This is a genomic window from Desulfopila aestuarii DSM 18488, from assembly GCF_900143695.1.
Classification (GTDB): domain Bacteria; phylum Desulfobacterota; class Desulfobulbia; order Desulfobulbales; family Desulfocapsaceae; genus Desulfopila; species Desulfopila aestuarii.
Genome location: NZ_FRFE01000016.1, coordinates 1 through 21925, shown reverse-complemented (window position 1 = coordinate 21925; position 21925 = coordinate 1). Strand labels below are relative to the sequence as shown.

Annotated in this window: 13 protein-coding genes and 1 pseudogene; 5 read left to right on the top strand and 9 right to left on the bottom strand. The window is 51.7% G+C overall.

Going from position 1 to position 21925, the window contains the following annotated elements; all coding sequences use genetic code 11:
* Nucleotides 1-82 precede the first annotated feature (82 nt).
* A complete protein-coding gene (locus BUF15_RS15430) occupies nucleotides 83-739 on the bottom strand; it encodes a CBS domain-containing protein (RefSeq protein WP_073614595.1) in 657 nt (218 codons plus the stop codon).
* Nucleotides 740-753: 14 nt separating this feature from the next.
* Nucleotides 754-2382 carry a DUF342 domain-containing protein gene (locus tag BUF15_RS15425; RefSeq protein ID WP_073614594.1) on the bottom strand — a complete coding sequence of 543 codons (1629 nt, stop codon included), beginning with the start codon at nucleotides 2380-2382 and terminating at the stop codon, nucleotides 754-756.
* A gap of 332 nt (nucleotides 2383-2714) precedes the next feature.
* Here BUF15_RS15425 and BUF15_RS15420 point away from each other — a divergent pair, with 332 nt between their 5' ends.
* Nucleotides 2715-3665, top strand: coding sequence for a universal stress protein (locus BUF15_RS15420; protein ID WP_073614593.1), 951 nt, complete (start codon nucleotides 2715-2717; stop codon nucleotides 3663-3665).
* Complete coding sequence (locus tag BUF15_RS15415; RefSeq protein ID WP_073614592.1) at nucleotides 3662-6370, top strand: cation-translocating P-type ATPase; 2709 nt, start codon at nucleotides 3662-3664, stop codon at nucleotides 6368-6370. The genes BUF15_RS15420 and BUF15_RS15415 overlap by 4 nt, the downstream gene beginning before the upstream one ends.
* Here BUF15_RS15415 and BUF15_RS15410 read toward each other — a convergent pair.
* Together BUF15_RS15410 and BUF15_RS15405 are read right to left on the bottom strand one after the other, a co-directional pair.
* Nucleotides 6339-10208: an MFS transporter gene (locus BUF15_RS15410; RefSeq protein ID WP_073614591.1), complete on the bottom strand. Its 3870-nt coding sequence runs from the start codon at nucleotides 10206-10208 to the stop codon at nucleotides 6339-6341. The genes BUF15_RS15415 and BUF15_RS15410 overlap by 32 nt on opposite strands.
* 187 nt (nucleotides 10209-10395) lie before the next feature.
* A complete protein-coding gene (locus BUF15_RS15405; RefSeq protein WP_084554046.1) occupies nucleotides 10396-11178 on the bottom strand; it encodes an esterase/lipase family protein in 783 nt (260 codons plus the stop codon).
* 193 nt (nucleotides 11179-11371) lie between these two features.
* Here BUF15_RS15405 and BUF15_RS15400 point away from each other — a divergent pair, with 193 nt between their 5' ends.
* Nucleotides 11372-12832 (top strand): sigma 54-interacting transcriptional regulator, encoded by a 1461-nt coding sequence (locus BUF15_RS15400; protein ID WP_073614590.1) that lies wholly within the window; start codon nucleotides 11372-11374, stop codon nucleotides 12830-12832.
* A 60-nt stretch (nucleotides 12833-12892) separates the two neighbouring features.
* On the opposite strand, the gene BUF15_RS15395 is transcribed toward BUF15_RS15400, so the two are convergent.
* The 3 genes from BUF15_RS15395 to rd form a co-directional block, all read right to left on the bottom strand.
* Complete coding sequence (locus BUF15_RS15395) at nucleotides 12893-13297, bottom strand: (deoxy)nucleoside triphosphate pyrophosphohydrolase (protein WP_073614589.1); 405 nt, start codon at nucleotides 13295-13297, stop codon at nucleotides 12893-12895.
* Nucleotides 13298-13602: 305 nt separating this feature from the next.
* Nucleotides 13603-15396, bottom strand: coding sequence for an NAD-dependent malic enzyme (locus BUF15_RS15390; RefSeq protein ID WP_084554044.1), 1794 nt, complete (start codon nucleotides 15394-15396; stop codon nucleotides 13603-13605).
* Nucleotides 15397-16016: 620 nt separating this feature from the next.
* Entirely contained in the window at nucleotides 16017-16178 is a 162-nt protein-coding gene (rd, locus tag BUF15_RS15385) for a rubredoxin (protein WP_073614588.1), read from the bottom strand.
* A 273-nt stretch (nucleotides 16179-16451) separates the two neighbouring features.
* Here rd and BUF15_RS15380 point away from each other — a divergent pair, with 273 nt between their 5' ends.
* Nucleotides 16452-17555 carry a M24 family metallopeptidase gene (locus BUF15_RS15380; RefSeq protein ID WP_073614587.1) on the top strand — a complete coding sequence of 368 codons (1104 nt, stop codon included), beginning with the start codon at nucleotides 16452-16454 and terminating at the stop codon, nucleotides 17553-17555.
* 468 nt (nucleotides 17556-18023) lie between these two features.
* Here the strand turns inward: BUF15_RS15380 and BUF15_RS15375 are convergent, their stop codons facing one another.
* Nucleotides 18024-19427, bottom strand: a complete 1404-nt coding sequence (locus BUF15_RS15375) for an arylsulfatase (protein ID WP_456151406.1) — start codon at nucleotides 19425-19427, stop codon at nucleotides 18024-18026.
* Between the two features lie 1427 nt (nucleotides 19428-20854).
* Nucleotides 20855-21279, bottom strand: a pseudogene (gene tnpA / locus BUF15_RS15360) (IS200/IS605 family transposase).
* A gap of 91 nt (nucleotides 21280-21370) precedes the next feature.
* On the opposite strand from tnpA, the gene BUF15_RS15355 reads away from it, so the two are divergent.
* Nucleotides 21371-21889, top strand: a complete 519-nt coding sequence (locus BUF15_RS15355; RefSeq protein ID WP_073614581.1) for a hypothetical protein — start codon at nucleotides 21371-21373, stop codon at nucleotides 21887-21889.
* Nucleotides 21890-21925: the final 36 nt, after the last annotated feature.

Genomic DNA, 21925 nt, shown 5'->3' with positions numbered 1-21925 from the left:
TAGCAGATGCAGTTGCGGCAGTAACGGTTGAAACTTTTTTTCGTAAACATCGCTCTTGGGGCGGAAGAGAAATCGACCGTCCTTACAACGGTTCGGTGCCGATTTGGATACGATTGATTTGGGCGCCGGAGCGTCGTAAGGCATCGATCATCCCGTCGAGTTCCTCGCCGCGAACGCGGATGGTGAGCAGCCGCTTGTTTTCACCGAAGTCGTGGTGGACAGTTATGGCCTGAACAAAGATGTCGTACCTTTTGAAAATATCCATGACGGTGTAGAGCGCTCGCGATTCCTTGCCGATGATCATCTCGATCCTGGCCCCGTCACCGCCGGCACCGAGCACTTCCATGAAGGCGGAGAAAATGTCTGATTCCGTGATGATGCCGACCAGGATGCCATTGTCGTCCACCACTGGCATTCCGCCGATCTTGTGCTGGCGCATCAGTTGAGCGACAGTTTCAAGTGGGGTCAGCGGGTTGACACACATGGGAGTGCAGGCCATGATGTCGCCCACTTTCGTTGACCCTGCCAGTGAGGAGGCGCCGGAGGAGCTGCCATCGAGGATGGAGGGCAGGAAATTGAGGATATCCCGCTGGCTGACGATGCCGACCAGTGAACCTTCTGCATCGACCACAGGAATCCGCCGGATACGGTTGTCCTGCATGCAGTGCTGGGCCTCGACCACGCTTTGCTCGGGGCCGATGGTGATCAGCTCCGTGGTCATCCATAAACGGACAAACATTGTTCTTCTCCGCGTTAGAAGGAGGTTATGGTAATGGCGTTGGTGGCCCGATCGAGGTAGATGCGGGTTTTGCCCAGTTCGTGTTTGATCACGGTTGTTTCATTGCCGATGCGGATTATCGTTCCCGCGGAAATCCTGCTCGACACCGTGATTTTCGCTTCGGTATAGAAGCAGTCGGGATTCCCGAGCGAATCTTCCGGGGTACCGGGAATGAGGTTGAACCGGCTTATCTCTTTTTCGATCACCGCCATCTCTTCTTCCATGGCCTCTATGGCGCTGTTTTTCTTGTTGTGTCCATGGCGAGTATACCAGCTTTGAGTTTCTTTGAGAATCTTCTCGTAGCTTTGCTGCATTTCCTGGTAGCGTCGATAGCGCCTGGCATCGGTTCCCGCGGCAACTCTTATAGGCTCTGCGGCTGAGGAGCCGATCTGGCCCACGGTTATCGAGCCGGCAGCAACCACTTTGCCGCCCACCAGCTTGACCTTATCCGCCCCCTGAATGTTGCCGCCGGCATTGATTTCACTGTAATAGCTGCTGCCGCGGATAATGATGTTACCACCGGCATGGAGCACGCTGCGTTCGATATGGTGGATATCAGCGTCTCCGCCGACCTTAAGGGTTGACGTTGGGCCGAGAATGCCGCCTTTGACCACCACGTTGGCATGGGAGTTGACGGTGGCGGCCTGGATATTACCACCTACCAGCAGGTCGCCCTTGGTTGAGACCATGAACTCCGGCAGGATCGAGCCGGTGATGTGCACCGCATCATGGGAGCGGATATTGCCGGTGGAGAAATCAACGTCGCCGTTGATTTTCTGCTGGGCGGAGACCCTGATGGTATCTTTGCCCACAATGGTGAGTACGCCGGAAACTGTTGCCCGGACAGTGCCGTCTTCTTCATTAAAGATAGCCTCTTCCGAAACTTTGACCTGCAGGTCCATGCCATCCCGGGCAGCAAGTGGTTCTCCAGTCAGGTTCATCCCGGCGATTCCTGCTGTGGCAGGTGATTTTCTGGCAATCACCTGGTTTTCTGATACCGGGACAAACATGTTCCTCTCGCGAAAATCTATGGAGCCGTCACCAAGTTCCTTGCCGGGTGTGCTGCCTACGTCAACTTCAAAACGCAATGCCGCATCTTTGCCGTGCAATGGCGCTTTGCCCCGGGCAGCGATAAAGTGTTTTACCGGCAGGTTGGTCGCTACAGTCTTTCTGAGCGCCTTTTCGATGGCCTCAGTATCCAGGCCATATTTTACCCCCGCCTGTTCGAGAAGATCGACCAGCGTTTCCAGCTGGATCTGTTCTGCGATCGGCGGCTGGAGGGTCAAATGTGCCTCCATCATGTCTGCGGAGATGTGAAACAGCGGGATGACATTGACCACAGCTGTCTCACCCCGTTCGCCGCTTTCAATGGTGATTTCCGGATATCCATGACAGGTCGCTTCGATGCCGGTTTCATCTTTGGTGATTTGGGTGTTTTGCCCGGCAACAGGACGGATTGTTTCTTCTCTTTTGACATTGGAATCGGGCCGGGTGACAAGGAGTTGGCCTGGTTTGACGAGCTCGCTGATCTCAATCTCTTCAGGTGGGTCACAGGAGGCGTCTGTGACCGTTATGGTCCGGAAATGGGTAGTGAGAGAAGTCATGAAATTCTATTCCCAGCTGAAGATGAGTCAGGGGTGCGACGATGTTTCGCCATCGGTGAAATCTTTTCCAAAAAAAAAATCGGGATATTTCCTCTGCTTTCCTTTGAGAATATCAGGAAATAACAACTGTTGCATAATTGTTTTTGCGTAATTTCCAAATCCTCCCGGATAAACGAACCGTCTTTGAGGGAAGCGCTCTCAGGTGTTGGTGTGCCGTGTAAGGCCAATCGCTTATGATGTTGTCCATTGTATTCGTTGTTATTTATTCAAAGAGCTTCTTTCTTTTCAGGCAAACGATCAAGAAAAATTAATAAAATCATAGTAGTTGTTGAATGCTGGTAACTGATATTGTCACCTTGCCATACATGGAGTTTTTCGAGACAATAGAAAAGAGGAGACTGTCGATCTGGGGACAAGCTTCATTTTCCGGGGGCACCATGAATCCTGTGATCTATCTTGCCTACGATGGTTCGATCAATGCTGACTGGGTTGCCCGATACGCGCTCAGGATAGCCTGTACCGTAACGGACAGGCGGTTGAGACTGGTTCATATCCGTGATGGCGCCATAAGTGGTGAAAAGCTTGCCGCAAAGCTCGAGCGGATTGGTGCTGAATGCCGAGCCATGGAGGTCGAACTTTCCATCAGCACAGTAACCCTGCAGGGAGATGTTTTGACCACCCTCCTGGCGAATCTCCCGGCGGGTGAGGATGTCTATTGTCTCTGTGGCGCCCGTGCTACTTCGCGTGAGAAAGGGTTTCTCGCGGGAACTGTTTCCCAACGGCTGCTCAGGGCCCGCCAGTTCAATACCCTGGCGGTGCGGGTCGTGAATCCCGGCCAGCTGGGTTGTCCGGCTAACGTGATGTTTCCTCTGGCTGGGCATCCCCGCAAATTTACGGCAGCCATGCCGTTTCTCTCTATGTTTGCCCCCTGCATGAAAAAGCTCATTCTCCTCAGGATCATGACCGTATATCCCCTCTTTTTCCGTTACCTTTCTGCTGCAAGAGCGCGAACTCTTCTGAGGGGAGGGACCGGTTACGTTCGGGAGGTTATGCGGGATATCAAACAGGAGATGGGTGAAGTGGGGTTTCGCTTTGACGACCATGTGCTCATTTCTGATGACTGGGTCAAGGAAATTCTTATTCAGGCGGGGAAAACCCGGGCCGGGCTGATGATGCTTGGTGCCAGTGATCGGTTTCTTCAGTCACGTTTTTTCTACGGTAACAAGATCGAGCAGATCCTGCGCCATACTCCCTGTGATGTTGGGATCTATAGAAAAATATGAATAGCCGGCTTTTCCATATCGGCCGCCTGGTGCCTGACGAAGTGTTTGCTCATCTGCACAGTCGTTCGTCCGGGCTGCGAAATGATGAGGTGAGAGAGCGGTTGGCTCATGTGGGGCCGAACCGGTTCGATCAGCCGGATAGATGGAAGAATTTACGCAGGCTGGCAAGGCAGTTCACCAATTTTTTTACTCTTTTACTTTTTCTCTCAGCTGCAATCTGTATGGTGGCTCATTTCGTCAATCCCGGTGAGAGCATGAATGTGCTTGGCTGGGCGCTTTTTGGGGTGGCGCTGTTAAATGCCATGTTCAGCTTTGTTCAGGAGTATCGAGCGGAAAAGGCGATGGAGGCGCTGAAAAACTTTCTGCCGCAATTGGTGCAGGTACGGCGAGACGATCGGGTAGTCGAACAGAATGCAGAAGAACTTGTGCCCGGGGATGTCGTTCTGCTTGCGGAAGGCGATAAGGTCCCAGCCGATCTGCGGTTGGTGGAAAGTCATGATTTGCAGGTTGATAACTCCCCGCTTACTGGCGAATCGATGCCTTGCGATCTCACCAGCCGGGAAAGCGATACCCAGGCGGAGGAACCCGAAAATATCTGTTTTGCCGGTTGCACAGTGGTGCGCGGTACTGGGCTCGGTGTAGTTTTTGCCACGGGTATCCGCACCGAGTTCGGCAAGGTGGCGCATCTTTCCCAAACCATCAAGCGGAGCAGTTCGCCGCTTGAACGGGAAACCTCGCATATGGTCAGAGTGCTCACCATTATTGCCTGCATTATGGGTGTCGGCTTCTTTTTGTATGGAGTTTTGTCAGGTAAACCGCTGTGGACCAATCTGGTCTTTATGATGGGGATTATCGTTGCCAATGTACCGGAAGGATTGCTGCCGACCTTCACCCTGTCGCTGGCCATGGGCAGTCTCAGGATGGCGAAAAAGAACGTACTGGTGAAAAGCCTCAATGCCGTGGAATCACTGGGCGCAGTCCATGTGATCTGCTCGGATAAGACCGGGACGCTCACCCTGAATCGTCTGGCTATCACCCAGATGGTAGCGGCCCATTCCGGGGAAGCTCTTTCTGAGTCGGAGCAGCAAGATCTCTTACGCTTTGCCCTGGCCGCCTCCGAGGTTCGGGAAACGGAGGCGGGTCTCTTCGGTGATGCTCTGGATGTGGCGGTGGCAGCAAAGTGCGCTGGATGTGGTCTTGATTTTCATGAGGTGCAAGCAAAAATCCGCCACGTTTTTGCCTTCGATGTCCAGAAAAGACGTTCGGCCGGAGTGTTGGAGACAGAGCACGGTTCGATGTTTGTCGTCAAAGGGGCCTTCGAGGCGATCCAGCCCATGCTGGTTGGGGAGCGGGCTGCCGCTGATCAGGCTGAATCCGTGATGCAGAAAATGGCTGGGCAGGGGTTGCGGGTTATCGCAGTTGCCTGGCGGAAGATGGCGGCCGCGGAAGATGAGCGGCTCGCTGCACCCGACCCATCGCTGCAGGACGAGTTGGAGCATAACTTGGCGCTCGCCGGTTTTATCGGCATAGAGGACCCGGTGCGGCCCGAGGTGCCAAGAGCAGTAGAGAAATGCCGGAAGGCGGGGATCGACATTATTTTGATAACCGGCGATCATCAGGGAACGGCCCTGGCGGTGGCACAGAGGATCGGTATTGCCGGGGAGGGCGATGATGCTGATATGCTTTGCCTTACCGGCAAAATCCTTGAAAAACTCTCTGTAACCCAGCTGACCGAGAAGATAAATGAGGGGGTAAGGGTCTTTGCCAGGACTACGCCAGAGCAGAAAATGAAAATTGTCACGGCCCTGCAACAGCTGGAAAAGGTGGTTGCCATGACCGGCGACGGGGTCAACGACGCTCCAGCCTTGAAAGCCGCCGACGTGGGCATTGCCATGGGCAGGCAAGGCACCGATGTGGCCCGGGAGTCAGCCCAGATCATTCTCCTTGACGATAATTTCGCTTCTATCGTGGCCGGGATCGAAGAGGGGCGCACGGTATTTATGAATATTAAAAAATTCACCAACTACGTGCTGGTGAGTAACGGCCCTGAGATATTGCCCTATCTGCTCTATATTGTGCTGCCGGTGCCGTTAGCTTTAAACGTGATCCAGATTCTTTCCATCGATCTCGGGACCGACATCATCCCCTCCATGGGCCTTGGCCAGGAGCCGCCTTCAGCCGAGGTTATGGAGCAACCTCCGCGTGATCTTGCTCGCGGTCTGCTGACTCCGGCTCTCCTTGTCCACAGTTATCTGTTCCTTGGCCTCCTGGAAGGTGCATGGTCACTCTTTCTCTTCTTTTATGTGCTTGTGAACGGTGGCTGGCAGTATGGGGTGGAACTGCCGACGGATTCTCCGCTCTACCGATCGGCCACAGGCATTGCCCTGGCAACCATTTTGCTGATGCAGATCGGTAACTTGATCGGTCGGCGCTATGATCTGCGATCCGGGCTCGATCTCGGCCTATTAACCAATAAACTGATTCTTTTCGGTATAGTTATCCAGGTCTTTTTCTCCTGGGCAACCCTCTACTGGCCGCCGGTGCAGAAGGTGTTGAATACCGCTCCCGTCTCCACCGGCGTGTATGGTCTCGCCTGGCTTGGCATCATCCTCATCTTCGGATCCGACTACCTGCGTAAACGTCTGGTGTCGGCGCGGCGGAAGAGGACGAAGGTCACACCTCCTCCTGAACCAGCATCTTTTTGAGTTGCCGGTAGTCGGTCTTGCCGGTGCCAAGCACCGGGATTGTCTCGATCCGGATTGTCTGTCTGATATTGTGCAATGGGGAAAGCCCGGCCTCGCGCAGCAGGCTGTTCGCCTTACTCCGGTCAAGATCTATTGTCGTAAAAAGAACAATCTCCGGATGGCTTTCATTGTCAGTCGCCTCAATGGCAAGAGGAGGCCCATCGGTTGAGCTGGTGTGAGTGTTTTTTAGGAGAACATCCTCGATTGCCGGTAGTGAGATCATCTCGCCACCTATCTTGACGAACCGTTTCTTGCGGCCGGAAAAGACCAGGCGACCTTCCGTATCTTCCACGACATAATCGCCTGTCTGGTACCAGCGCTTACCCATGAATTCGCAAAAACCTGCCGTCGCTTCCTGGTTGAGATAGCCCCGGAAGATATTGGGGCCGCGAACGAGCAGTAAGCCGCGTTCGCCTGTTGGTAATTTTTGGCCGCAATTATCGTCGACAATGGCGTATTCGATCGATGATAACAGCCTGCCAATGGTTCCTGGGCCATTATCTCCAGGTGTGTTGATGCTGACCAGCGGTGAGCATTCTGTGATTCCGTAGCCTTCACAGAGCGTTGCCTCCTGGTTGACCGTTTTGAGTGCATGCATAACCGATTCCGGACATTTTTCAGCCCCGGTAAAGACCAGTTGCAGGCTTTCAAGCTGCTTCTTGCTGCCAGCCTGGAGAATGGATCCGAGAAAGGTCGGGGTGGAAATCAGCATGGTCGCCTGGTAGATGTCTATCAGCTTAGCCAGGGTAGCCGATTCCGTCGGGTTGGCATGATAAACGGTGGGGATGCCAAGGCAGAGCGGCATGATGATCGTACCGGTCAGGCCAAGTGAATGGAATGGCGGCAGGATGCCGAGCAGTCTGGTTTCTTGGCCCAGGTGCACAGTGCTGGTGAAATCTGTAAGGTTGGCGAGAATATTGGCATGGCTGAGTGGTACCGCCTTGGGCCGCGATTCTGAGCCGCTGGTAAAGAGGATCACCGCATCGTCAGGGATCGGTTTGCAGGCAAGACTCTTTGCAAACAGGTGAGCCTTGATGAAGGCCTGCGCTTTGTCAGCAAGACCAATTGCTGGCAGGAGTTGGTCGAGTTGGAGCCATTCAACGTCAAGATCTTGCAGATTGATACCCTGTTGCTCTTCTACCTTTTTGCACAATGGGCTTGCCGAAATGATGCACTGCACCCCGGTCTCGGCGATGCCGTGGGCGATATTGGCATGACCCACAGTCCAGTTGAACGTCACCGGGGTCTTGCCGCTAAAGAGCGCAGTCAGGTAAACGATGGTGCTACTGACTGATGCGGGCAGCATGATACCGATCCGCTCTCCCGGCTGTTGATCCAGAAACGGTTTGAGGGCGAAGATGGCGGTCAGAATGTCCCGATAGGTTTTGGGGCCACCGATCCGGTCGGCAATAATCACCTTGTTCGGGTTGCGAAGGGCCTGCTTCAAAAAGGCTTCGGGAATGGATACACAATTGCCGAAGGTGGCCGAATCCGCTATCCGTGGGGCAAACCATTTGCTGGGAGGAGGGTTCAATTCAGGGTCTTCCTGATTGAGCAGTCTACCATCGGCGGCCAGGATACAGTCGGCAACAGTTTGCAGGGCGGCCGGGTCATGGATGAGATGGCCAAACTCCTGTTCCAGCCAACTGGACAGCTCCATGATGCTGAGGCTATCGAGCCCCAGATCGTTCGCAAGATTTTGGCTGTCGGTAACAGGGAGACCGCAGAGTTCACCTATTTTTTTAGTCACCTGCTCCCGGATCGAATCAGGAATATTGCTGGTGGAGATGGCTTGCTGATCGCTGGCATCGCCAGCTTGGCTTATGGTTGTCTTTCCCTGCCATCGAAAAAAGGGGACCTCTGTGCGGGTGACGGAATCCGCATTGTAATGGGACTCCAGATAGGTGTTGATGGCTGTTCGGTCGGGCAGGGTTGCAAGCCGGTGATCCCTTACGAACTCCACGGTCACCTCACGTTTTGGTAAAAAGAACAGTCCGTTGGCAACGAGGGCGAAGATATAGGTGCGGAGCATCTTGAAGAGCGACGGCGTACCGCAGGCCCGGCTGAAGCTGCTGCCCCAGAGCCCACTGGTCCGGACTAGTACCGTCTGGAGGTCGGGGATCTGCCGGACGATATATTCCACTCCAGATTTCCCGGCCAGCTCTTCCCGGCCGTTTCTGGTCAATCGTCCTGCCGGATAGAAAAGAATGTTGTCGCCTTGACGAAGACTTGCGACAACCGTGTCGATGGCTGCATGGACCTGTTCACGGTTGTTGTTGCCGTCACGCCCCACCGTCGGTAGCAGGATCGGGTTGATTGATCGCATCAGGCTGCGGATAACAGGTTTGTCAACCTGGGCAGCTTCCGAGAGCGGACGAGGAGTAAAACGGTCGTAGATCGCAGACATCACAATTACCGGGTCGATCAGGGCAGGGTGGTTGGGTAGAAAGAGAATTCCCTTGTCATTTTCCGGGCGAATAGTCTCAAGGCCGGACAGCGTAATGCGGTACCGAAGGGCGAGCATCCGTTTGAGAAGAGAAGCAATCAATTTTGCACGAACACTTTTTCCCGGTTTCAAAAACAGAAGGATGATGGCCATCAAGATGCCGAGCAGGCCGGCAATAATCAGCAGGGTTGACGGTGATAGTCTATTCTCCAACAGGTTGAACAGCTGACCTGAGAACATGATCGCAACAAAGGAACTGAAACCGGAGGCAGCCAGCACCCTGCCTTTTTCTGAGTTGTCCGGCCGTACCTGGAGAAAACTGGTAACCGGAATGAGGAATATGCCGCCGGCGATACCGCATGCCAGAAGTGCGGTGCAAAGCCAGGCAAAGCGGCCTGCAACAGGGATGAAAATCGTCAGTCCAGCCAGAAGGAGACCAAAGGCCATGCCAATCGCGGAAATGACCAGATCGGCAGACCAGTTGCCAAGCTTGACGCGTCTGGCGGCGACAAACGAACCAAGGCAGATCCCGAGCATCAGGCAGACGGAAAGCAGGCTGGTTTTGGTCTGGGAAAAACCTAAGAAATTGAGACCAAGGGTATTGATGGTAAGAACCGTGAACGAGGCGACACAATAAAACCAGGCATCGGAGACGATCGCCAGCAGGAACTCACGGTCACGACAGATCTCACGAAGATCGCGAAGAGAATCAAAAGGTCCGAACCAGGGGAAAGGTTTGGTGGTTACGTCACTCTTTTTACCGGTTAATGCCAGTGAGGCGAGAAATCCTCCAGTGGCAACACAAAGTGTGGTGATAGCCACCAGCAGGATGCCGGGGGAAAAGTTCTGATATTCAAACCAATGCTGATCAAGAGAAATACCGGCAGTTGCCACCCCGGCCAGGATCGCGAGCGTCGTGGTGAGCTTGAGTACCGCATTGACCTTTGGCACCTGGTCCTCCGGATACAGCTCAGGAACTGCGCCGTTTAAGGCGGGGCTGAAAAAGGTGGACTGCAGACCCATGAGAAAAACCATGGCCAGGATGCAGAACCAGTTGCCGGCAAGCAGGCCGATGGCACCGGTGGCCATGGCCCCCACTTCGAGCGCTTTTGAGAAAACGACTACCCGTTTCTTGGCAAAACGGTCGGCGCACCAGCCGCCATGAGCAGCAAAAAGAATAAAGGGTAAGGCAAAAAGCACAGTTGCCCAGCCCTGGAGTTGGTTTAAACCTGCCGATACGGCCAGCAGCATTGCGGCTTGTTTGAAATAGTTATCGTTGAAGACGCCGAGGCAATAGGTCGCAGCCATCGGTACAAGGGGACGACGTGGCGCTTGCGTGGTTGTTGATTTCATGGTGAAACTCCCTGGGTTGTGAATGATCTCGGTTGAGTATTGTTGTCGTTTGCTATTGAGCATGAAACGTGCCAAAAGAGGATTTCTTGTTAATTGTTTGAAATCATATGAAAATGTTAATTATCTACTGGTGCTGAGTGATTGGTTGCATGAAGAGGCAACAGAAATTGTCTATTCGTATGTGCATTTAGTGTATATTGCTTTGGTGGATAAAGGAGCCCTGCTCAAGGAAATGGATAATTTGGGTGAGCACTTCATTGTTCCACATGATCAGGGTGTGGTTGATGGGCAGAACAAGATGGTCCTGCATGCCGGGAAGTCTGGTGCTTGCCACCGTGACCTTGCCATCGTCTTCACCGGGAAGGAGGGCAGAGAAAAGTGGGTTCCATGATCTGGCACCGGCGATGACGCCGAGGTCTGAAGGAACAGACGGTAGAGTGTTGGCAAGTGAGGTAGTGGCGGTGGCCAGCTGAGAGGCGGCAGGGCCCAATGTTTTTCTGAGAAGCAGGTCGTTTGCGGCGACAGCGTCGATTAATTCGCTTCCACCATTTGGCGGGGCCAGCATGACGATTCTGCCAATCTCGTGGGTCGGGTGATCAGCCAGATACTGCCGGACCAGGATGCCGCCCATGGAATGACTGACGATGTGAACAGGCCAACTGTGTGCGGCCGCACGTTCCACTGCCGGTGAAAGATATCGTTCGCTTAGCTCAGGAATGCTCAGCCTGGTGGATGGGTAATCGAGGTTTTCGACAACATAACCATGCTTCGCAAGACCTCTGGCAATATAGGTCATGGAGAGCGATGTGCGTGCCAGACCGTGGAGGACAATAACGGATCCTTTCGGGGATGGAGCCGGTTGCGAGATGGGTACAGCCTGGATAGATCTGCCGAAGATCAGCAGAATAAACATGATAGCTATGGCGGTAAGAATGGCGATACGTGGTGTACATTTTTGCTGTTTCTGCATGTTGTTCCTCCTGAATGATTGGTGAAGATAGCGAAGCATTCGCAGGAAGCATGCCAGGTTATGGATTGTGATTTAAGTTGCTGATATTGTATATAAGTGTTCCATGATATGCCGGATCGGCTTTGGAAGTGCCAGAGTGATCTTCAAACAAAATGTGATAGGTATATGTACATCAAATGTATAGAGGGCGGATATGCAAGGTGTTGAACGGGATTTCTTTCGGACGATTCGGGATGCGATTCTTTCCAATCCATTTGGTCGAACCAGGCAGGAGCTTGACCTCGTGGCCACCGGGTTGCCTGCAGAAACTCCGTTAAAAGAGATTCTGGAGCGACTGGTGGCCAAGGTGGGCCAGCATATTCATGAGGTGGAGTCTCGGCAAGTGGAGCTGGCCGCCGAAGATCGGCGGCTTCTGGAATACGGCAAGCTGTTCTACACCTTTCATCTGTTCTGCGACGCCTATGACGAGCATATCCGTAAGCAGGAGGTAAGAGGAGAGACGTGCTGTCAGGTGGTCTTTGCTCGTGATGTGCTGTCAATGCTCACCGGCTACGGATTTTCTGAACCGGATGCGCTCAGGCTTTTTGCTCTCTTTTTCCAGATGCGGCGGGCCTACTACTTTATCAGGACCATCGCGGGAGAGAGCCGTTCGGTTGTCGGCTTCCGGCACGCACTCTGGAATAACGTCTTCACCGGTGATATTCGCCTCTACAACGATTACCTCTGGGATCGGATGGAAGATTTCTCCACAATGATCCTGGGGGAGACCGGAACAGGAAAGGGCATGGCGGCGGCCGCCATCGGTCGATCGGGATTTATTCCTTTTAACCCGAAAACCTCTACATTCAGCGAGAGTTTTGCCAAGGCCTTTATCGCCATCAATTTATCACAATACCCAGAACAGCTGATCGAATCGGAGTTGTTCGGTCACAAAAAGGGTGCATTCACTGGCGCGGTGGACAACCATCAGGGTATTTTCGCCCGCTGCAGTCCCTGTGGTGCTATCTTTCTCGATGAGATTGGTGATGTAAGTGTGCCGGTGCAGATAAAACTGCTGCAGGTCCTGCAATCACGAACCTTTGCGCCGGTGGGAAGTCACAAGGTCGAACGGTTCCAGGGCAGGGTGATCGCCGCCACCAACCGGGATCTTACAGCGTTGCGTAAACTTGGCGCTTTCAGGGATGATTTTTATTATCGGCTCTGCTCAGACATCATCGAGGTGCCGCCCCTTCGCCGACGGCTGGCCGAACATCCGGGCGAGCTGCGTCTTCTGCTTGAGGTGACCGTGCGCCGAATTCTCGGTAAAAATTCGGAAGAGATTGTGGAGAGGGTGGAGACGTATATTGAGCGACATCAGCCGTCCGGCTACAGCTGGCCTGGCAACATCCGCGAACTGGAACAATGCATACGACGGATACTGCTGAACAATAACTACTTATGGCAACAGCAGTCAGAAGACGGCAGTCCGCAGCAGCTGGCGAGGGAGCTGGAACAGGGAGAATGCACCGCCCAGCAACTGCTGACCCGCTACTGTGGTCATCTCTATCGGCTACACGGAACCTATGAAGAAGTGGCCCGGCTGACGAACCTTGATCGGCGGACCGCCAGAAAATATATCCTGGCTGCGATTGAGGCAACCAAAGGCAATGGTTGATCATGAGCGAAGAGAAGTGCTGGTATCTGTTCACAGCTGTTGCCGAACAGCGTGAAATGGTCAGCCGAGCTTGCTTATAAGAGCATCAACCAGCGGAATGTCAGCAGGAGCCCATTGCACCGTAGCAAGTTCCTCGGCGGTCAACCAGCGGATGGCATCGTGGTCGGTGAGATGAAAATCGCCGCGGGTGTGGCGTGCATGAAAACCGAGCAGCCGGATGATTTTCGTACCGTAATCGTGGAGAGATTCTGCCAGGAACGGTCCAATCTCACAGTGAATGCCCAGCTCTTCGGTCAGCTCACGCCGCAGGCAGTCCTCCGGCGTCTCATGTGCTTCCAATTTGCCGCCGGGAAACTCCCAGTATCCTGCCAAATGGAGGCCGTCCCGTTTGCGAGCTGCGAGAATTCGGCCATCTTTTTCAATGATGGCGGCGGTGACGGTGATAATGGGTGTCGTTTTGAGCATATATTGTCTGCTGAAAATCGATGAGAGGAAGGGTGTTTGACTACGCAAAACATACACTCTTTGCGCGGACCTCTCCACCATTAGAAGATGATTTCCAGAGAACTGCAAGTCGGATGGGGACAGCTTCACGCTGAGGTACGTCCAAACAGATCCGGCCGGTGAATCATGGATTCACCGGCCAGAGAGATATCAGCCGCTGCTCTGTGTGAACATTGTGCAAATTTGGTACTCCTATCTTTCTGGTTCAATGCGTTATTAAGACGCGATCCCAGCTAAATTGACACAATGTTCATGAGAAATCCGGGTCAGACGTACGAGGTATACTCCGGTTCATACATCAAGCCGGCAATATATTCCTCCAGGTTATCAGGGCGGGACACTGAGGCCAGGCCCTGACGGTAGGCAATTTCCGCCACTTCGACGGCGATGGCCAGGGAGACTTCCCGGATACGGGGGAGTGGCGGGAAAATCCGGCCAATGCGCAGATCAGTCTCGGAAACTTCCTTGGCCACTGTTCTGGCGGCAGCAAGAAACATCTCGTTCGTGACCTGGGAGGCACGGCTGGCCATAACGCCCATTCCCACACCTGGAAAGATGTAGACGTTGTTGCCCTGGGCCGGCAGGAATTTTTTCCCCTTATAAACCACCTGATCAAAGGGGCTGCCACTGGCGAAAATTGCCCGGCCATCGGACCAGTTATAGGCCTCTTCAGCAGTGCATTCCGCTTTTGAAGTCGGGTTTGACAGTGAGAAAATAATCGGGCGCTCGTTGATTCTCGACATGGCCTCGACCACAGCCTGGTTGAATCGTTTCGGCTGGCCAGAGACACCGATGATCGCAGTCGGTTTCAGCGCTTCAACTGCAGCAAGGAAATCGGTGATCGGCTCATGGTCGTGGGCGTAGTCGAGTTTATGGCCGCTAAGGCCTTCACGGCTTTTCACGATCAACCCCTTGGAGTCGACAAACCAGCAACGCTTGCGTGCTTCTTCAAGAGACAGCCCATCTTCCATCATGGCGGAGACGGCAAGATCGCCGGTGCCGATACCGGCTTCACCGGCGCCGAGGAAGAGGAAACGCTGATCGGCGAGAGAGCCGCCTGTAATACGCATTGCCGAGAACAGCCCGGCCAGAGTGACCGAGGCGGTACCCTGGATATCGTCGTTAAAACAGCAGATATCATCTCGGTATTTCTGGAGGAAATTAAATGCGTTGTTGTTGGCGAAATCCTCGAACTGGATCAGTACGCCGGGGTAGACCTGCTGGGCCGCCATGATGAATTCATCGACGAGATCCTGGTAAACCTGGCCGCGGATACGGGGATGTTTCATACCGATATAGAGCGGGTCATTCAGCAACGTTTCATTGTTGGTGCCGACATCAATGGTCACCGGCAGGCTGAGTGAAGGATGAATACCGCCGCAGGCCGTGTACAGTGCAAGTTTGCCGGCCGGGATGCCCATGCCGTCGGCTCCAAGGTCGCCGAGGCCCAGGATTCGCTCGCCGTCGGTAACGACAATAACCCGGATGTCCTTATGGGGCCAGTTGCCGAGCAAGTCAGCAATCTTTCCACTGTCGTTCGGGGTAATGTAGATGCCACGCGGCCGACGAAAGATCTGACCATACTCAAGGCATGCCTGTCCAACCGTAGGGGTGTAGACGATAGGCATGAGATCTTCAATATTGTCAATCAATACCCGATAAAACAGCGTCTTGTTACGATCCTGCAGGCTGGTAAGAAAGATATACCGCTCCATGTCGGTCGGTTTTTTTCGTAAATTATATAAGATCCGTTCAACCTGCTCGTCAATGGTGTGGACCTTTGGTGGCAACAGCCCGCTTAAGCCGAGCTGCTCGCGCTCCTCAATGGTGAACGCTGTGCCTTTATTGAGCGAAGGATTGCGTAGCAGATCAAAATTTTTCGGGAAATTACCTATTTTTGTTTTACTGCGGATGTTATCGCTTGCGCCGATACCTTTGCTCTTTTGTAGCAGTGACTGCAGGCTGATGTGACCGAGGAATTTCGAGAGTACCTCTTCGTCTGCAAGATCCTTCTCAAAGCGAATTACAATGTCTTGTTTATCATGGGAAACTTTGTACATAAATCCTTCCTGCTGTAAAGAGTGAGCGTATACGGCTGATTTGTTGCGAGTTTATGATTGTGCGCAAGCCGGGCCAACAATTGACACAGAGTGGCTATCTACCACTAACCCCTGTTGCCTGCAATTGGATTCTCTGCTGTCAGGCAGAAGGGTCGTATCGGTGTATTGGATTTTTTCTTCATAAGTGTTAGAAATTATTGTTTTTGATGATAGTTAATCCCTCTGCATCAGTAATCTTTATGGCAAGGGATATTGCATTTGTAAACGAGGGAAAATAACAGATTGTCATGATGTAAATAACTGATTTTGATATATGAAGATTATGGAAACCAGGTTTCCATGAATTGCTGCTTAAACGTGTTCCAAATGACCCCTCGATGTTGTGATTGAGGGCTCTTTCCTCACTGCCAACGAGATATCGTTGGCACGGTGAAAAGAGTGGAGGAATGTCAGGTGATAATCAGAGATGAAAGCAATGGGTTAGTAACAGTGGTGCGGAAATGTTAAGATTGGATAAAAGTGTGGTGGTCTGTTGATCTGGCGGAAAGACAACGGTTCAGGCAGATTTTTGCAATTCGCCTGAACCGTAGATATTGCTTATCTATATAACGGTGTAATAATCAGTCGGCAGGGCTGAATTCCGACTTGGCGACACCGCATACCGGGCAGGTGAAACTTTCCGGCAGATCTTCAAAAGCAGTTCCCGGTGCAATACCCTGATTTGGTAAGCCGATTTTTGGGTCATATTCAAAACCGCATACATCGCATACATACTTTTTCATGCTGATCTCCTATCGAGAATGATTGTGTGGGTGACATAACTGTTAGGGAAATTACACCAATTAAGACGAAATGTCTTGAAAAAGCAACTCCACGATGGTACCGCCTAAAGGGATTCAGAACGGCTGAGGAGGGGAATTCCTTGAATTACCTGATACCTCATAGGGTTTTAGAATTTTTTCAAGCCTGTCAACCTTGAAGTTGAATAGTTGGTAGAGAGGTGGCAGCGCTTTGCTGTCTTCTCTCTTTCACTTTTTTATTTTCCCGGAGTCAATATGTTTGAAGCTCGAGTACAGAAATTATATAGCGCTATTGGGCGACGTGGTATGACCGGAGCAGTAGTCAACGCCGGTCCAACCCTCACCTATCTGACCGGCCTGCATTTCCATCTGATGGAGCGGCCAGTGGTTGTAGTCTTTGTACCTGGTCGAAACCCCACTATTATTCTTCCAAAGCTTGAAGAGCGAAAGCTGGAGCAGCTCAGCTACGATATGAGGGCGTACACTTACGATGATAATCCGAAAGGCTGGGCTAAAGTTTTTAAAGATGGACTTGATGGGTGCGGGCTTCATGGTGCCAGGGTGGGGGTGGAACCGGGCCAGATGCGACTATTGGAGTACAATTATCTGCGCGAAGCGGCCAACGCCGAATATCTGGATGGTTCAGAACTTTTCGCCGACTTGCGAGCTGTAAAAGATGCAGACGAAATCACCCGAATGCGAAAAGCGGTACAGATTGCCGAAAACGCGCTTGAGGCGACGCTACCTATGGTGAAGATAGGGGTGAGTGAAAAAGAGATAGCTGGCGAACTGTTCATCCAGCTCATGCGCCACGGTTCAGACGGCGAATTGCCATTTTCCCCGATCATCGCAGCAGGACCAAACGGCGCCAACCCGCATGCAACCCCGACCGAGAGGCAGCTTGCGGCTGGTGATCTGCTGATTGTCGACTGGGGAGCGGCATATGACGGTTATGCTGCCGATCTGACGAGGACCTTTGCCATTGGCGAAATTGATGCCAAGGCCCGGGAAATCCATACTGTCGTTCAGCAGGCAAATGAAGCGGGCCGCAAGGCTGGCAGGCCGGGTATCGCTTGTGCCGAGGTGGACCAGGCAGCACGCCAGGTGATAGAAGATGCCGGATACGGCCAGTTCTTCACCCACCGCACAGGTCATGGCATCGGCATGGAATGCCATGAGAATCCCTATATTCATGGGCAGAATAACGAACTTCTGATCGAAGGCAATGCCTACACCATTGAGCCTGGCATCTATCTCGCCGGTGAAAACGGAGTGCGTATCGAGGATGATGTGGTGGTCACCGCCGACGGGGCTGAGTCTCTGTCGACCATGAGCCGGGAAATACGGGTTTTGGGGTAAGGGGCGAGGAGGGATGGGATTAGGTGTTTTGAGAAGGAGAGGAGTGTCATTTTGAGGAATCATAATGATCACTTCTCTGCCTTTATTATGTTTTATTGCCCAAATAAGATAGGGGATTAAGATAACACCCGGAAAAGATAGCCGGTAAATGAAACTACAATACGTATATGATAGTATTGCTAAATAGAAATACTACCTCGATTTCATCAAATTCGATATGGATGCCCTCAGAAAGATGTGAGGCAGCTTGCCGCCAGCCACTATCCCTATCGGAAAGCAGGATCATCCTGAGCCTCGATTATGTAAAAAGCAACTTCAGCTGGCAGGCTCCCCCGAATCTTAACTGAAACTGCTATTAACCAGCGAGGAAGGTTTGGAAGTAAAAGCTTGGAATTGACAGTTTGAATGTGGAGTTCAGCGGCGCAGATCACTGCGTCCGCTGAACTGTTAGGACGGCGGTTGGTTTCACTATTGAGGGGTGCCGGGTCGATACGGATCAGGTGTGCCCATCAATATCAGCGGATGCTGTTTCACGCTTTGCTCGAACTCGTTCACGATCTTCAGACTAGGACCGACTACCCACGAGTCGGGTGTTGGTTTTTTCTCAAGGGGATCAGTGTAAAGGTTGTAGATAGTCGGAACGGGGTTCATGACCGGCGGGTCGAACATGTTGTCCTGCCGGTAGAAGTGCAGTTTCCAATTGCGCCACTTCACAGCCATTAGTCGTTCGGCGCACCAGATTGGGAAGCCCTCGCGTGCCGACTTTTCAGTTTTGCCGAGGAAAAAGTCCGACTGATCGATGCTGTCGAAAGGTCTGTCGGTGGGAACCTTCGCGACACCGAACTGGGCAAGCGTGGCGAACATGTCTACGCCGTGAACGATCTCGTTGCTCTCGCGCCCTGCAGCAATCTTGCCGGGCCAGCGAATCATGAAGGGCACGCGAATGCCGCCTTCAAGCGCAGTTAAGTACTGACCGCGCCAAGGACCGACCCAGCCATCCCAGGGGCGAATAAATTCTGGACCGTTGTCGCTTGTAAAGATGACAATAGTGTTTTCACGGATACCAGCCCTGTCTACTGCATCGAGCATCTGGCCGACGTTGGCGTCCATTTCGGTGAGCATGTCCGCCCAGTCGCCGTTGCCCGTCCGCCCCTTGAATGTCGGGTTCGGCTCGCTTGGCAGGTGAGGTTGCGTAAGTGCCACGTACGCGAAGAAGGGCTTGTCAGACTGTGCTTGCTTGCCGATAAACGAAACTGCCCGACGAGTGATCTCCGCATCAATGAGGCGACGCTGTGTCACGTCATACACCCCCAACGGGCGGCTTTTTTCGCCCTTGCGACCTTCCATCATCTCTTCAGCGGGCATGATGTCCGCGGACCAGCCCGGCGAAGACGGCCACAGTGATTCATCGGTCGTCCGGGGAATGCCAAACCATTCGTCGAAGCCTTGGTCGTTGGGAAGTCGCCCATCGTGGTTGCGGAGGTGCCACTTGCCGTAATAGCCCGTCGCGTAGCCCACTTCGGACAGGGCCTCACCGATGGTCACTTCCCATTGCGTCAGGCCGTCGGCGACGCCTCCGAACGGCACTGAGTGTGTGCCGGAACGAATTGCCCAGCGGCCGGTCATCAGGCTCGACCGGCTAGGCGTGCATTGCGTCTCCATGTTGAAGTTCAGGAAGCGCATGCCTTCCCGAGCTAACGAATCGATACGAGGCGTCGGCGCTCCGCGCGTAACGCCCCCCCCATAAACGCCTACCTCACCGTAACCGAGATTGTCCGTGAGAATAAATAGGATGTTGGGCCTGCTCGTCTGGGCGAGTAGGTACGTGGGCATCAACGAGAATGCCGATACGAAAGCCAGGATCAGTGCCATGCGCAAATTCATTAGGAATTCCAGCACCTCCTCCTGGGAGATACTGGTGAGGTCACGTTGACCAAATCGCTCAGTAAAGCGCCAGAGCACGAACTCACATGTCTTGATGGTATTTTTTTTTCAAGTTAGCTCGGTGGTACTACAGATGGAAATCGACCGCTTGGGTTACTTTCATGGTGCACCTCCTGTGGTTGGGGTTGTACGGGCGGTATGCCCACACTTGAGTATACACCATGATGCGGATAGGCTGGAGGGGAGTGCTACTGGCTCAGGAAAAACATCAAATCGCACTGACAGACATTTCTTTTAACTTGCCAATTGTGAGGCCCAATGGTTGGCTAAGGTTCTTCTGTGATTTAAAACAGTATTATGCGACAGTGCTCAGCAGTTATGAGAATCCATTTTCTTATGCAGCAGATTTTAAGACCTTCAAGGAATACTTCTGCTCAAAATTTGCGGCTATATGGTCGGTTCGGTAGCGCTTTGGCCTCAAATCTGCCTACTCGCAGATTGCGCCTACAAAATTTCTCGAAGAGACATCGAAAATAAAAGATCATCACCTCCGGAAAACAGCAGTAGTATTGATTGGATGAGTACTATCGAAGGACACTGCGTCCCATTTTCATAACAAGAAGTGCTATTGGGCTTGCGTGCATAATTAAATCAAATATATCGATAGGCTTATTCAGGTTGCCACTGACGAGCATCCCTATTTTTTCGATGAGATGAGGTACAGGTGTAAATGGAGCAAGCCCTAAAGTTAACGACAGAATTACAAGTAAGGAAAGAGGTATCTTATCTAGCCAATGCATTTTTGCTATCTCTCTTTATTCACAAGGATTATTTGTATCAAATATTCACTGATGGTTGATCTGACTTTATCTGTTGTAATAAACCTTGTCAGACAAGCCCGTCAACAAATTCTGCTACAAACTTGACATAGTGATTCTCATTTGACAGCAGCACGTCGGGTTGAACAAAACAGTCTTGGCTAGAAATTACCTGCCAAAAAAGGAAAGTCAATTATGGATGGGGTATTGTTTAAGTTTTTTTAATGGAAAATCATGACTTTAGTGCAGATTAATTCAAGCATGACCATGTGATCATAACTCTTTCTTTTCAAAAAAGTTGAAAGGTACTCCTTGTTAGAATCACGGAGAGTCTCAATTTTCCCATATTTCCATATTGTTTGTGGTTAAACCCGGCAAGGTAATGTCAAAAATGATGAATGATTGTCATCAAATTTCCTCCTATATTCAGGTACTAATATTTGATTTATCAATAATGCATGTGGTAGATTGTAAAAAAGATAGGGACAAGCAGTATGCAAGAATGTAGAGCTTTCACGAAACTAAATAACCACCGACTTAAGTCGGTGGGTTTGCATATCGCGGACTGAAAGTCCAGCAACACCGGCATCCACCGGTTTATTCGATATCAAAACGATCGTTGGGGTCTGTTTCAAAATGATGGGACAAATAGTCTTCAATCATTTCTTTCGTGAGTTAACCAGAGCTGACACAAAAATACCCCCTCGCCCAGAAATGACGACCCCAGTATCGCTTCTTTACCATAGGGAATTCTTCGAAAACCTTTCGTTAAACCCGACCCTTCACTCTTCGCATGATGTAAGGGGGTGAGATATCGGGTTGCGCAGAAACCAGAATGTGGACATGATCTTTGCTGATTAAACCTCTCAGTATCTGAATCTCCAATCGTTCACATGTTTGTCGAACCAGTGCACGCACCCGCAGCCCAAGGTCACCCTGCAGCACATGGTAGTGGTACTTGGAACCCAAACAAAATGGTACTCAATCTTGAATTTTGTATGACTGCCCTGGCGATAATCCATGTGACCGATTTTATATCAACTGCTAGCACAATGCTACCCGCCTGAAGGGCGGGTTTTTTAACCTTTTTCAGGAACAAAAAAAGGGATTTTTATGGACTGGCTAGTACCATCAATTTTGGCCACTATGGCAGGAACTGCAATTCTTTCATCCTTGTATTTTTATCTTTTTTACCAGGACCGTAAAAAATATTTAAAAATATGGTCAATCAGCTGGGCTATCTATTTTTTGCGCTATGTTTTTATGTTGGCATTTCTCCTTTGGATGAAAAACCCCTTTATGTTGATTGGCAATCAAGTCTCAAGCCTTGTCAGTGGAGTTCTATTACTGTATGGCTCATATCTGTTCATCGACAAGAAGCTACCTAAATTTTTTCTATATTTTTCCGCTTTAGATATCTGCTGGATTTTCTTTAGCATTTTGACTGAATTAAACTTTCTAATGATGTCTTTGCCCACGTTTGCTTTTCTTGGCATCGTTTATATCTGGACTGGTTACATCTTTTTAAGACATCACAAAGAGGCTCAGATCATTGGATATGCGTTTATCTTTTGGTATCCGCTAATTAAACCCCACTTATTGATTGCGGCAAAAGGAGGTCGGCGGCTTTGAGCCTGTTCGGTAGCAGCTCTTCGTAATCGCTCTGCG